Below are 14478 nucleotides of genomic sequence, written 5' to 3'. Positions count from 1 at the left end.
CTGAAGGGCAGTCGGCTGCGATTATTTTCAGGGGTATTACTTTGCCAAACCGATGCCCTGTGCAGACCTCAAAGCCTTCCTTAGCCTACGCGCATCCCGGTCCTTGACGCCCGGTCTTGTCTGTTCGCGGTTTGAACAGGAAAATTCGCAGATTCAAACGAGTCCGGTAGTCCTGAACTACACTTCAGTTGCCACTTCTGTCCTAGAGCGTTCTTGGTGAGCGCTTTGGATCTCTTGCTGGGTGCAGATGCGTTTGGGGAACTGAACGCTTCAGCCCCAAGCTCTGCTCAACACGCCTGGCCGTGGACGCATTACCGGTCCTGATGTGGGATGAGGGTCAATGCCATGGTCGCTGAAGGCAATGCAGGACAATTGCTGAGTGTCGTGATTTTGCTCGCCGCCGCCGTGGTGGCAGTGCCTTTGCTCAAACGCATCGGGCTAGGCTCAGTGGTCGGTTATCTGGCGGCGGGACTGATAATTGGTCCCTTCGGACTGCAACTGATCAATGATCCCCACACCATCGTTGATGTGGCTGAGCTGGGCGTGGCGATGTTTCTTTTTGTCATTGGACTGGAGATGAAGCCCTCGCACCTTTGGGAGCTGCGTAGGCAGATCTTTGGGTTGGGCAGCCTCCAAGTGGTGGTCTGCGCTTTCCTGCTCACCTTTGTCGGCATGGCCTTTGGTTTCTCATGGCAGGTGTCATTTGTGAGCGCGGCGGGGTTTGTACTCTCATCCACGGCCATCATTATGCAAGTCCTCTCGGAGCGCGGTGACATCTCCACACCACGGGGGCAACGCATCGTTTCCATTTTGCTGTTTGAAGATCTGATGATAGCCCCGTTACTGGCGGTGGTCGCATTTCTGGCGCCCACTGAGTTGGTGCACGAACCCATGTCCCCCCTTTGGCAACGGATCGGTACCGCAGCGCTGTCTCTGGGGGCATTGCTGGTCATTGGACTATGGCTGCTCGATCCCCTGTTTCGAGTATTGGCCCATACTAAAGCACGCGAAGTCATGACTGCCGCCGCGCTGCTGGTGGTGTTGGGAGCGGCGCTGCTGATGGAACTCGGCGGTCTTTCAATGGCGATGGGGGCTTTTGTGGCCGGTGTGCTGCTGTCGGAGTCCACATTCCGCCACCAGTTGGAAGCTGACATAGAGCCGTTTCGCGGCTTGCTATTGGGATTGTTTTTCCTCGGCGTAGGCATGTCGCTGGATCTGTCGGCAGTAGCCAACGGATGGAGGCTCATCATTGCTGGTGTGCTGTCGCTGATGCTGGTCAAGGCGCTATGTATTTATGGGGTCGCGCGCCTGGCGAAAAGTGGTCACGGCGATGCGATGGACCGAGCCGTTCTGATGGCGCAGGGCGGCGAATTTGCTTTTGTGCTGTTTGCCGAAGCGCTCAAGCTCGGGGTGATCAGTGCTGAAGTCAACGCCAATATGACGGCTATTGTGGTACTTTCGATGGCGTTTACTCCGGTGAACTTGTTGCTCTACAAACGGTTTGCTCGCGCGCTGACTATTTCCATGGAAGGCGTGGAAGCTGTACAGAATCTGCAAGGCAATGTACTTATCATCGGTTTCGGCCGGGTAGGGCAGATAGCCTGCCAGGTGCCGCTGGCTCAGGGGGCGAAAATTTCCATCATTGATATAGATCCGGAGGTGATCCGCGCCGTGACACCTTATGGTTTCAAGGTCTATTACGGCGATGGCGCCCGCCATGAAATATTGCAGGCGGCCGGCGCCCAGCACGCCCGCGCGATCATTGTTTGTGTGGATGATAAAAAAGCGGCGACACGCATTGTCGAAAGTACGCGGCACTATTGCCCGCAGGTGAAATTGGTAGTGCGTGCTTTTGATCGCGAACATGCGCTGGAACTGGTCAAGCACGACGCCGACCATATTGTGCGGGAAACCTTTGAGGCCGCTCTTTTGCTCGGCCGCCAGGCGTGGTGACGCTAGGAGCGTCGGAGCGCGAAGCCGATGCGGTGATCGACGAAGTGCGCAAACGCGATGCCGAACGTTTTGCCCTGGAAACGGCGGGCGGTCTGTTTGCCGGACGAGCGTTGGTATTGGGAAATATTGAGCGCATTGATCCGCCGGACCGTGCGGTGCAGGATGCTCGGTGAGCAACCTTCGGGCGTTGACGTGGCTGGCGTATCAATGCGCTGCCGGACGCGGCTGCACTCCGAATTGCGCAACGATGTGCGTACCTAGCTCCTCAATAACCTCCGCCGCAGGGCGCTTGCCGTACTTGAGATTGAGGATGACGTGATCGACGCCGATTTCCTCAAGCGACTCCAGCAGAAACCGCAGATGGTAGCGTCCAAGTCTGAATCCCAAATGAATGCGCGTGGGTGGCGTGGACGAGTTCTCATCTAGGTCGATGTACAGCGACTGGGTGAAGGGCTTATACACGGAACCACATTGCTTGGTGACCTCCAGCCGCCAATCTTCCACGACCAGCCGCTGCATGTTCGGTATGCGTGGATAGTTGATCCATCCGGTGCTCTCACGCGCGATCCAATCCAGTGACTGGCGACTGTTGCCGGTCACGAGCATTGGAATGAATTGGGTGGTGGGTTTCGGAATCAGGTCTGCGCCGCGCATTTCACCAGAGCTCCAGTGGATGGGCTCAAAACTTGTGCTGTGGGCTCGCCGAATCACCTCGTAGTGCTCTCGAAAGATCTCTCCACGGCCTTCGGGATCGACGCCAAACGCCGAAAACTCCACCGGCCGATCTCCCGAAGCAACCCCCAGAATCAAGCGACCTGTGCTCAACTGATCGACGCTGGCTGACGCCTTAGCCGTGTGCAGGGGATGGTGCAGCGGGATGGCGATGGAGGCGGTGCCAAGCGCAATCTCCGAGGTATGGGCAGCCATATAGCCCAGGTAAACCCAAGGATCGAAGACTTGGCCGACATCGCCGAAGCCAGGGTCGCGAAGCGGCACGTCGCGAAACCAGAGCGCGCAGAAGCCCAACGCTTCGGCTTGTTTAGCCAGAGTGACCTGGTTGAGCATGCTCGGAGTGTCCCCGTCGAAAGCCTCCATGGGAAAGAACAATCCAAGGCTCAAATGCCCCTGAGTAAAGGTTCGGCTGAACCCTCGATGCTGCTGATAAGGAATCGTGCTTGGCCGATACATACTGATTGTCCTCAATGGGCAGAACGTGAACAGCGCCCCCGTTTCCAGAGGCGCTGCGGCATCGGTCGCTTGTGAACGACAGGTGGGGGGATTGGATTCAGCTTTTACCCGTTGCGCCGCACTGCTGGTCGCGTGGACCGGATTCAGGGGCTAGTTGGGGTAGGTCCGGGTGTGTGATAAGCGGACGGTCAAAGGAAGTCAGATTTCTCGGCTCTATACCACCAACTGAGCAAGGCGCTCGAGGAATCTTTCTATAAGCGTAGGCGGTTTTGCAGCTATCCGCCACATTTCTACAATCGAGTGTACGCCTCTGGGCGAAGTCGAGTATCGAAGACAGCTACATCGTGTGTGCTTCGAGATGTAGTTAACCAAACTTAAGGGGGGACGCAGCGGTGTCAGAAGAGCAGGGTTGTGGAAATGACCGAAAAGATGCGGAAACGATCCATAAAGAGAGGTGCCAATTTCCTGAATGCCAGAAACGACAAAGCCCTGAATAATCAGGGCTTTGTCGGTACCAAATATGGCGGAGGCGATGGGATTCGAACTCATGGACCTGTTACAGTAGACGGTTTTCAAATCCATGTATAAAGCAAGTAATTTCAATGGGTTATGTTCACGAAACGACAGGCTCAAATCGGTGGCGCTCAGTGTCAGTTGGTCACGCGCTGCGCCATAGCGAATGGAGCAGTCGAAATAATGAGTGTGGGTTGGCAGGCTTGGTTCTGGGCGTCGTAGGTTCATTGTCAGCGGCACCACATGTTTCCCCGTGCCTCTGCGACCGAGTTCAATCACGAAAGCAAAACATGCCTCCACCGAGAGGTACGGTTCCGTGCCGCTGCTAGGCGGCCAAATAATAGTGAACGACACCTTGCCGTCACGCTCTTCTACGCGAAGCTGGTCTGGACTGCATAAGCGCATGTAGCGGGACCCCGGAAGATGCTCAAAAGCCTCTCCTCGGTGAGTCTCAGGCTGCTGGGAATGGCATGTCCTGCAAGACACAACCCTGCCAGTAAGGCGCCAGCGCGTGTTCCAAGTAATCAAATCTTCGTTTGCTGTCATGACGTTATCCGGCTGGCATCCTTCCATATACCACCGCACGTGCTTCGTTCATCGCGGCCTCCAAAGGCTCATCCGTGTCTTGCTTTGCCAGTTTCCATCTATGAAATCCTTCCGCGACCGTCAACTTTGGGTCGGACAGCGACGGTCTTGGCGAAGCCCGTTGAACGATGTGGGATGCAGAACTAGTTCTAACCGGCGTCCCTGGCATCAACCCGCGACTGAATCCATGCTTCGATTTCAGCCATGACATAGTAGGCCGCGGCTTGGCGCGACTCGCCATCTTTGAGCGATTTGGGGAAGGTCGGATCTTTTTTGCGAAGCTTGTCCAGGCCGGAGCGGGACAGATCAAGCAAGTCGCAGAGGGCCGACTGTCGGATCAGAGCTTTAGTGGGTGTTTTCATCATGAGTGCTTCCGTATGCATTTGTAGGTCGCTATTTCGCTACAAAGGCATCAAACGCGCACCCTACTTAATTCGACCTTTTCGTGCCTTCGTCAACAGTGCTTCGAGGCTCTTGTCCCCCAAAGATATGCCGGCCGCGTCGAAAACTGCTCGGCAGAAATCAAGACATCCAGGGACCTTGGTTGGGAAGTGCTCCTGCCAAACCTTTAGACAGGCGTATATCAATCCAAGCTGGTACGGCTTTTCTTTCGGTCCACGCGGACTTGTCCGTGATTCAACATTTGAGAGGGCCAGGCTTATCGAATCGTGGATGCTCTCCGGTGATAGAGCCTGTCTGACTAGCCCGTCAATTTCGCTGTGTGTGTTGACCCATGTGATTATAGGGAGGGAGTTCTCGGCCTCGGCAATGGCGTTTCTAGTGGTTCTGTCGCAGTCCTCAATTGCCTTCTCCAACTCAGACCCTCTGAGTTTTAGCATGGCTTTTAACTGTCGGACGGAATCTGGCTTAGTGGGTAACACGCAGCGGGTAGCGTTGCGGTGGTGATGACCAGCCCATGCGACTGCTCGCAACAGCTCCGTCAAGTTACTTTCTCTGACCCGATAGCCCGTCAGTAGATGCAGGCTGCGTATCAGCCTTGCGTTGGTATTGGCCTTGATCTCACTCACTGAGTGTCGGGACCAGTGTCGCCCGTCTTTGTATAGAACTGATCCCGCCACGCTACTCCTCCTATGCTCGCTTGAGTTCTACGACGTTTCCTGCCGCTAGCTTGTCCAGATGGTCGGCATACCACTGCATCATGACCCTGCGCTGTTCCAGGTAGGTGCTCTTGTCATACACCCCTCGCACACCTTCCTTGACGTGAGATAGCTGGGCTTCGACATGCTGTGAATCAAAGCCCTGTTCGTTCAGGATAGTGCTTGCAAGATGGCGGAATCCGTGGCCGGTTTGGCGACCTTCATAGCCCAAGCGCCGAAGGGCCATAAGGAATACGGTGTTGCTTCGCGGCTTGGACGCATTGCCGCGACCAGGGAACAGCAGCGAATAGCGGCCAGTTATCTGATGCAGTTCTTTCAATAGCTCGATTGCCTGGCGGGGAAGGGGGACCAGGTGTTCGCGGCGACGCTTCATTCGCTCGCCAGGTATCAGCCAGAGCCCAGCCTTCAGATCGAACTCAGCCCACGAAGCCTCGCGTAGCTCTGAGGTTCGGCATGCCAGCATGGGGAGGAGTTGCAAGCCGATACGCACGTCAGTGGCGTGGGGATAAGAGCGCATTGCACGCAGCAGCGCCGGCAGCTCTTCGACAGGTACATGAGCATAGTTTTCGATGGGCTTGTTCAGCAGGTATTTACTCAGGCCTTCGAGAGGGTTGTGGGTGGCTCGACCAGTGACACGAGCAAGGTCATACACTTCTCTGCACATGCCGCGCACACGGCTTGTCTGTTCGACAATGCCTGTCTGTTCCATGCGGAGCAGAAAGTCCATCCACTCCTTCGGCAAAATGTCGCTGTAAGGACGTTTCCCGAATATCGGAAAAACATGCTTTTCCAGAGCCCCGATGGTGCGTGTGGCAGTTCCGTCCGACCACGTCTTGCGCTTGAGTGTGTGCCACTCTCGCGCCAGATGCTCGAACGTGTTGTTCGCCGTTTCAAGGTCTGCTGCTTTCCTGGCGAGCTTGGTCGTCATCAGGTTGCCGCCCTTGGCCGTGTCTTCGCGTAACTCGCGTGCCTTGCGCCGCGCTTGCTCTCCGGTCAACTGATGGGTGCCACTACCGTAACCGCCGATCCCCATGAATGACCAAGTGCCCTTTGCGGTTTTGTAGCGTAACTGCCACGACTTCGTACCATTCGGCTTCACCCGGAAGTAGAGGTTGTCACCGTCAGGCTCACGATATTCCTTCTCTTCAGGCTCCAGGCTGGCGAGCACCGTATCGGCTAATGGGCGCGCTTGATGTGCTCGCGCTTCATCCTTGTATCCCTCCGGTTCAAATTTCTTGCAAGGATACACACGGGGATACACGAAGGGCAAGAATGTGTGGGAGCACTGGTAGGCATACAGAAACAAGAAAGCCCGCACAGGGCGGGCTTCTTGAGGCGTTTCCAGTCATGTAGGAGCATGTGGAAACTTATGTTTGGTGGAACCGGGGGGATTTGAACCCCCGTCCGCCAGTACTCCGCTGTCGGTACTACATGCTTAGCCGTGTCTATTGAGTTAATCCGCAGCCGCCCGACGGGCAGGGTGCTTTGGACGAGTTGTGTAAGTTTTAGCCGCTTCGTCCACAACGTACTGCACGGCGATCCTGTTCTGTATGACAATCACTTCGGGTTTACAGGCATCCCCTAGTGATTGCTGGAGCCGAAGCTACCAGGAGAGCGGGCTCGGCTGCTTACGCAGCGAGAGCGTAACCCTCGTAGTTTTCGTCATTGGCAACTATAGAAAGTTGCAACAGTGGATTTACGAGTTCTGTTACCAACTCGGCATGCACCTAGAGTTTCATCACCGGCGTCGAATCCTAATCGGCCCCATTTTTTACTGCTCTAGCGCTAGCACCCTTTCGAGTGCGTAAGACGGAGTATACGCCATCGGTCGGGCGACGTCGACTACTGGCCCGGTCGCCCGCCGATCAGGCTCAGGAGCCGCTGGCGCCGCTGTCACCCTTGGTGGACTTGTCCTGATCAACCAGGACCTTGCTGGTGATAGCAATGCACTTCTCTTTGTCGCCCGCAGCCTGGGCCATCTTGGCTTCCTGCACGCTTTTGCTCACGGCATCGTCCATGCCTTCGGCATTGGAGCCGTTGCTGACCCTGTTGTCGTCAATCTTCTGCAGGTTGCTCGCACACAGGTCCTCGGCCGCAAACACAGGCGAGGCAAGCAGTGCGGCGCTGAGCAACAGTCCGGTAATCGCAGTACGCTTCATGTGAGTCTCCTTGGCTGGGAAGGCCTCAGGATAAGGGGCCTAATCTCATGGACTGTGCCCGGTGCCAGGGGTTCAGATGGATGTTGTGGCAGCTGGCCGCTGCATCGGCGCGGCCGGCGCAGTGGCCTCAGAGGGCCCTGGCCCTGGTCACCCGGTCTACCAGGTACACCAGGCCGTGGTAGTCGATCCCGCCGTGCTCGCTCAGGCCAATCTCGCAGGTGCGGCTGGTGGAGATCCCTTCGCTGCAATACTGCACGGCGTCCTTGAGGCTGCGTAGCGAATGCGCATTCAGCTCGGGGGTGGTGAAGCCCTTGTCGCCGGCGAACCCGCAACAGTGGATGCCTTCCGGTATCACCACCGCCTTGCTGCAGCGCCGGGCCAGGTCGATCAAGGCCTGGCTCTCGCCCAGGTGCTGGGTGCTGCAGGTGACGTGTACCGCAATCGGTGCGTCCTGCGGGGTGAACTCCAGCTTGTCCACCAGGTGCGTGCGGATGAAACGCACCGGATCGTAGAGATCCAGGCGCGAGTCTTTGAGGTCTTGCACCAGGCGCAGGGTGCACGGGCTGGTGTCGCAGTAGATCGGATCGAGCCCGCCGCGGCTGGCATGCAACAACGCACCGATCAGTTCCTGGCGTTTGTGCTCGGCCTGTTCGGCATAGCCCTTGGAGGCGAAGGGCTGCCCGCAGCACAGGCTGTCCTGATTGTCGGGGAACACCACCTGGTAGCCGGCTTTTTCCAGCAGGCCCCGGGTCTTGTCCAGCAACGAGGTCTGTTCGCGATCAGCTGCGGCCGGGCCCATCACGCGTGAGACGCAGGCCGCCAGGTACACCACGCGCGGCCGTGCATCGTTGCTGGCCGGGCTGAACTGTACTGCCTGCAGTGGTTGAGGCATTGCCGCTGTCCAGCGAGGCAGGCGCCCCTGGCTGGCCTTGCTCAAGGTGGCGCTGAGGCGCCCAAGGCGCGGTGCGCCAAGCAGGCGACGGGCACCATTGGCGAGGCGAAGGGTGAAGCGTGCACCGCGCAGGGCAGTGTGGAAATTGTCCGCCAGCCAGTCGGCGGTCTTTACATGGCTGGCGGCCTGGGCACGCAGCTTCTTCACCAGTTCGCCGGTGTTGATGCCCACCGGGCAGCGCTGGGCGCACAACCCGGTGGCGGCGCAGGTATCGATGCCCTGGTACTGGTAATCGCGCTCCAGTTCGGTGGTGTCGATGCCGGCACGCTTCTTCGCCTGGATGTCACGCCACATCACGATGCGCTGGCGCGGGCTGAGGGTAAGCCCCTTGGACGGGCACACCGGTTCGCAGAAGCCGCATTCGATGCACTTGTCGACGATCTCGTCGGCGGCCGGCAGCGGCTTGAGGTTCTTCAGGTGGATCTGCGGGTCTGCGCTGAGCACCACGTCCGGGTTGAGGATGCCGTTGGGATCGAGCAGGCGCTTGAGCGTCCACATCAGCTGGTAGGCCTCCTGGCCCCACTCCAGCTCGACGAAGGGCGCCATGTTGCGCCCCGTACCGTGTTCGGCCTTGAGCGAACCGCCGAACTCGACAGCGACAAGCTGCGCCACGTCGTCCATGAAGGCCTGGTAGCGCGCCACTTCCTCGGGGCTGTTGAAACCCTGGGTGAAGACGAAGTGCAGGTTGCCCTCCAGCGCATGGCCGAACAGGATCGCCTCGTCATAGCGGTGCTTGTCGAACAGCGCGATCAGGCGATTGACGCCAATCGCCAGTTGTTCGACCGGGAAGGTCACGTCTTCGATGATCACCGTGGTGCCGGTCTTGCGCACGGCGCCGACGGCCGGGAAGGTGTCTTTGCGGATGGCCCAGAGCTTGGCGTTTTCCTTGGCGTCCTCGGTGAAGTCGACCTGTTTCTCTACCGGGAAGCGGGCCAGCGAAGCCATGATCAGCTCCAGCTGCTCATGCAGCAGGGCCTGGGTGGCTGCACGTGACTCGATCAGCAGCGCGCAGGCGCCTTCGGACAGTTGCTGGACGACGCCGGCATGCCGGGCTTGTCCTGCACCGAGCGCAGGCTGCGCCGGTCAAGCAACTCGACTGCCGAGACCGGCTGGCGCTTGAGTACGGTAACGGCGGTGCAGCAGGTTTCCACATCCGGGAACACGATCAGCGCCGAGGCCTTGTTCGGGTGATCGATCACTGTGTCGTAGGTGACCGCGCTGATGAACCCCAGCGTGCCTTCGGAGCCGACCAGCAAATGGTTGAGGATATCCAGCGGCTGGTCGTAGTCGACCAGCGCATTGAGCGACAGCCCGGTGGTGTTCTTGAGCCGGTACTTGTGGCGGATCTTTGCCGCCAGCTCGGTGTTGGCGCGGGTCTCGCGGCCCAGCTGTGCGAGGGCCTCGAGCAAGCTGGCGTGACTGTTTTCGAAGGCCGCGACACTGGCCGGGTCTTCGCTGTCCAGGCGCGTGCCATCGGCCAGCACCAGGCGCAGGCCGGCCAGGGTGTGATAGGTGTTCTGTGCGGTGCCACAGCACATGCCACTGGCATTGTTGGCCACGATGCCGCCGATCTTGCAGGCGTTGATCGAGGCCGGGTCGGGACCGATCTTGCGCCCGAACGGTGCCAGCCAGGCGTTGGCCTGGGCGCCGATCACCCCTGGCTGCAGGCGGATCTGCTGGCCGTGATCACGTATCTCGCGGGCATTCCAGTTGTCGCCCAGCACGATCAGCACCGAGTCACTGATGGCCTGGCCCGACAGGCTGGTGCCGGCGGCGCGAAAGGTGACCGGTACACGGTCACGCTGGGCCAGTTGCAGCAGGCCCACCACTTCGTCCTCGCTTTCGACCCGCACCACCAGCTTGGGGATCAGTCGGTAGAAGCTGGCGTCGGTACCAAAGGCCAGGGTCGAGGTTGGGTCGTCGAAGCGACGCTCGCGGGGAATCAGGTGTTGCACCGAGTCGAGGAACGCGGTGGGCAGGCTCATGCAATCTCCTCGCGGGGCCGTGGCGTCTGGTGCGCCGCGTGCCCCGGTCAATCAGGCGGTGATGGGTAGGCGCGGCAATCAGGCGCCCAGTTCGCGTACCAGCGAGTCGCGGGTGATCTCGCTGATCGACTTGGCGCCGGTGAGCACCATGGCCACGCGCATTTCTTTTTCGAACAGGTCGAGCAGGTTCTTCACGCCGGCCTCGCCTGCAGTGGCCAGGGCATAGAGGAACGCACGGCCGATCAGCACGGTGTCGGCACCCAGGGCGATCATGCGCACCACGTCCAGGCCGCTGCGAATACCGGAGTCGGCAAGGATCTTCAGGTCGCCCTTGACCGCATCGGCGATGGCCGGCAACGCACGTGCGCTGGACAGCACGCCGTCGAGCTGGCGGCCACCGTGGTTGGACACGACGATGCCGTCGGCACCGAACTTCACGGCGTCCCGGGCATCCTGCGGGTCAAGGATGCCCTTGATCACCATCGGGCCATCCCAGAACTCGCGGATCCACTCCAGGTCTTTCCAGGAAATCGACGGGTCGAAGTTGGCACCCAGCCAGCCGATGTAGTCGGCCAGGCCGGTGGGGCTGCCGCGGTACTGGGAGATGTTGCCCAGGTCATGCGGCTTGCCCAGCAGGCCCACGTCCCACGCCCACTGCGGATGCGTCATGGCCTGCCACATGCGGCGCAGCGGCGCATTCGGGCCGCTCATGCCCGAGTGCGCATCACGGTAGCGTGCCCCCGGTACAGGCATGTCCACGGTGAACACCAGGGTCGTGACGCCGGCGGCCTTGGCGCGCTCCAGCGCGTTGCGCATGAACCCGCGGTCCTTGAGCACGTAGAGCTGGAACCACATCGGCCGGCCGATGGCCGGGGCCACTTCTTCGATCGGGCACACCGAGACGGTCGACATCGTGAATGGAATGCCTTTGGCGGCAGCGGCACGCGCCGCCTGCACTTCACCGCGACGGGCGTACATACCGGTCAGGCCGACCGGTGCCAGCGCCACAGGCATGCTCAGGGTTTCGTTGAACAGCTGGGTCTCGAGGCTCAGCTCGGACATGTTCTTCAGCACGCGCTGGCGCAGTGCGATGCTGGCCAGGTCCTCGACGTTGTGGCGCAGCGTGTATTCGGCGTAGGCGCCGCCATCGGCATAGTGGAACAGGAAGGGCGGCAGCTTGCGTTGGGCCGCGGCGCGATAGTCGGTAGAGGCAGAAATGATCATGTGATCTCGCAGCGTTGGTTGAAAAAGGCGGTGGCCGGGGGCGTCGAAACACACCCGGCCTCTGTCACTTTAGTGAACCAGCATGCCGGTCAGCCAGTAGGCCTGAACCAGCGTGATCAGGCCGACGATGGTGGCGAAGAACAGGCTGTGCTTGAGGGTGAAGCGGAACAGGTCCGATTCCTTGCCGACCAGGCCGGTGGCCGCACAGGCCACGGCGATCGATTGCGGCGAGATCATCTTGCCGGTTACGCCGCCGCTGGTGTTGGCGGCTACCAGCAGGGTGTCGTTGACCCCGATCTGGTGTGCGGTGGTGGCCTGCAGCGAGCTGAACAGGGCGTTGGACGAAGTGTCGGAGCCGGTCAGGAACACGCCCAGCCAACCCAGGAACGGCGAGAAGAACGGGAACGCAGCGCCGGTGCCGGCCAGTACCAGGGCCATGGTCGAGGACATGCCCGAGTAGTTGGTGACAAAGGCGAACGCCAGCACCATGCCGATCGACAGGATCGGCCAGCGCAACTCGACGAAGGTTTCCTTCAGCGTGGTCAGGCCGGTCTTCAGGTTGATCTTGAGCACCAGCATGGAGATCAGTGCAGAGAAGAAGATCGCAGTACCGGTAGCCGAGATCGGGTCGAGCTTGAACACTGCCGGCATGGCGGTCGCGTTGGCGACGATCGGTGCGGTCTTGATCACCAACTGGTCCAGGTGCGGAATGGCGAAGTTGAACACCCAGCCGTACATCGAGCCGCCAGCGGCAAAGGCTGCCTTGAACGGCTTGAGGGTCCAGAGGGTGACCAGCACGGTCAGGATCAGGAACGGCGACCATGCCTTGAAAATTTCGCCGAAGCTGTACGGCGACGGTTGGCTGCCACCGCCGGTGACTACCGCCGCGCCGACGCTGGCAGTGGCCATGGTCATCGAACGCTTGGGCTGCCAGACCTTGAGGAACAGGGTCAGGGAAATCAGGCTGGCCAGGGCCGAAGTGATGTCTGGCAGTTCCGGGCCAATGAAGTTGGAGGTGAAGTACTGGGTCACGGCGAAGCTCAGGCCGGCCACCAGGGCTGCAGGCCAGGTCTCTTTGACGCCGCGCAGGCCGTCCATCATGAACACCAGCCAGAACGGTACGAACAGCGACAGCAATGGCAACTGGCGACCGGTCATGGCGCCGATCTTGAAGGCGTCGATGCCGGTGACCTGGCCGGCCACGATGATCGGGATGCCCAGCGCGCCAAACGCCACCGGTGCGGTGTTGGCGATCAGGCACAGGCCGGCGGCGTACAGGGGGTTGAAGCCCAGGCCCACCAGCAGTGCCGCGGTGATGGCCACCGGGGGCGCCGAAACCGGCCGCGCCTTCGAGGAAGGCACCGAAGCAGAAGCCGATCAGCAGCACCTGCAGGCGCTGGTCATCGGTGATCGACAGCACGGAGCTGCGGATCACTTCGAACTGGCCGCTCTTGACTGTCAGCTTGTACAGGAACACCGCCGCCACGATGATCCAGGCGATAGGCCACAGGCCATAGGCAAAACCGTAGCCGGCGGCGGCGAAGGCCATGTCGGCAGGCATCTGGAACGCGAAGATGGCCACCAGGATCGACAGGCCTAGCGTGATGCTGCCTGCCACATGCCCCTTGAGGCGAAACACGGCCAGCGCCAGGAAGAAGAACACGATTGGGATGACTGCCGCGAGGGCGGACAGGCCGAGACTACCGAGCGGGCTATAGAGTTGTTGCCAGGTTTGCATATGGGGTGGCCCCTAATTGTTGTTGGTCATGCAATGCATTGGTTAATTGGTCATACCAATTTACAATGTCGAGGCGCTAGGTTAAAAGCCTCGTGGCAGGTGTGTCAATTTGCCTCGCTAAAACTTTCGTCGAAGGGTGTGGGAAAGGGCTGCTGAGTGGCTGTGAAAATTGCCAACTGATGGGTGTGGCGCGGGCGCGGATAGGCCAAAATAGACGGCCCCGAACGTACTCGGGATTGTGGAGAGCATGTGATGGTTTTCAACCAGGTCCGCCAGCGCCGTTTGTCCGACGATATCGTCGAGCGCCTGGAAGGGATGATTCTTGAGGGCACCTTGACCGCCGGTGCGCGGTTGCCGGCCGAGCGTCAGCTGGCCGAGCAGTTCGGCGTGTCGCGCCCGCGCTGCGCGAGGCGATCCAGAAGCTGGTGGCCAAGGGCATGCTGGTCAGCCGTCAGGGCGGTGGCAACTATGTGGCCGAATCGATGGGGTCGACCTTCAGCGATCCGTTGCTGCAACTGCTGGAGAACAACCCCGAAGTCGAGCGCGATCTGCTGGAGTTTCGCCACACGCTGGAAGCGTCATGCGCCTATTACGCGGCGATGCGCGCCACCGACGTGGACCGGGCGCGGCTGAAGGCGGCGTTCGATACCTTGCAGGACTGCTATACGCGCGTCGATGAAGTCAGCCGTGCCGAAGAGGGCGCGGCGGATGCCTCGTTTCACCTGGCGATTGCCGAGGCCAGCCATAACGCGGTGTTGCTGCACACCATCCGAGGGTTGTTCGACCTGCTCAAGCGCAACGTGGTGACCAACATCGGCGGCATGTACAAGCAGCGCAGCGAAACCCGCGACATGCTGATTGCCCAGCACCGAGACCTGTACCTGGCGATTGTCGAGGGGCGTGCGCACGATGCGCGGGAGGTATCCAGCCGGCACATTCTGTATGTGCAGGAGGTGCTCGAAGAAGTGCGTCAGGAAGTGCAGCGGGTCGCGCGGGCAGAGCGGCGCAACGGGCGGTAGCCCGAAGCTGGAAGGCTGGCGCCTTCCTTCGCTGGCAAGCCAGC

At 60.1% G+C, this 14478-nt stretch carries 5 protein-coding genes, 1 other RNA gene and 5 pseudogenes; 2 read left to right on the top strand and 9 right to left on the bottom strand.

Features of this window, described 5'->3' with window-relative positions:
- Positions 1-345: 345 nt before the first annotated feature.
- Positions 346-2126 (top strand): annotated as a pseudogene (locus G3436_RS13680) (monovalent cation:proton antiporter-2 (CPA2) family protein).
- Between the two features lie 31 nt (positions 2127-2157).
- Here the strand turns inward: G3436_RS13680 and G3436_RS13675 are convergent.
- The 9 genes and pseudogenes from G3436_RS13675 to G3436_RS13635 all read right to left on the bottom strand — a co-directional run bounded on the left by G3436_RS13675 (position 2158) and on the right by G3436_RS13635 (position 13415).
- Positions 2158-3141, bottom strand: a complete 984-nt coding sequence (locus G3436_RS13675; protein WP_163945786.1) for an LLM class oxidoreductase — start codon at positions 3139-3141, stop codon at positions 2158-2160.
- A gap of 213 nt (positions 3142-3354) precedes the next feature.
- Positions 3355-4059 (bottom strand): AraC family transcriptional regulator ligand-binding domain-containing protein, encoded by a 705-nt coding sequence (locus tag G3436_RS13670; RefSeq protein ID WP_243667136.1) that lies wholly within the window; start codon positions 4057-4059, stop codon positions 3355-3357.
- Between the two features lie 329 nt (positions 4060-4388).
- Positions 4389-4604: a helix-turn-helix transcriptional regulator gene (locus tag G3436_RS13665; protein WP_243667134.1), complete on the bottom strand. Its 216-nt coding sequence runs from the start codon at positions 4602-4604 to the stop codon at positions 4389-4391.
- Positions 4605-5328: 724 nt separating this feature from the next.
- Positions 5329-6566, bottom strand: a pseudogene (locus G3436_RS13660) (tyrosine-type recombinase/integrase).
- Between the two features lie 165 nt (positions 6567-6731).
- Positions 6732-7123, bottom strand: a transfer-messenger RNA (tmRNA) gene (gene ssrA / locus G3436_RS13655).
- A gap of 105 nt (positions 7124-7228) precedes the next feature.
- Positions 7229-7516 (bottom strand): hypothetical protein, encoded by a 288-nt coding sequence (locus G3436_RS13650; protein ID WP_163945777.1) that lies wholly within the window; start codon positions 7514-7516, stop codon positions 7229-7231.
- A 127-nt stretch (positions 7517-7643) separates the two neighbouring features.
- Positions 7644-10453 (bottom strand): annotated as a pseudogene (locus G3436_RS13645) (FAD-binding and (Fe-S)-binding domain-containing protein).
- A gap of 78 nt (positions 10454-10531) precedes the next feature.
- Positions 10532-11677, bottom strand: coding sequence for an FMN-dependent L-lactate dehydrogenase LldD (lldD, locus tag G3436_RS13640; RefSeq protein WP_163945773.1), 1146 nt, complete (start codon positions 11675-11677; stop codon positions 10532-10534).
- Between the two features lie 69 nt (positions 11678-11746).
- Positions 11747-13415: pseudogene (locus G3436_RS13635) on the bottom strand (lactate permease LctP family transporter).
- Between the two features lie 252 nt (positions 13416-13667).
- Here G3436_RS13635 and G3436_RS13630 point away from each other — a divergent pair.
- Positions 13668-14434, top strand: a pseudogene (locus tag G3436_RS13630) (GntR family transcriptional regulator).
- Positions 14435-14478 lie beyond the last annotated feature (44 nt).

The organism is Pseudomonas brassicae (assembly GCF_010671725.1).
Taxonomy (GTDB): Bacteria; Pseudomonadota; Gammaproteobacteria; order Pseudomonadales; family Pseudomonadaceae; genus Aquipseudomonas; species Aquipseudomonas brassicae.
The sequence above is the reverse complement of the archived record's forward strand: the minus strand, read 5'-3'. Positions and strand labels throughout refer to the sequence as shown.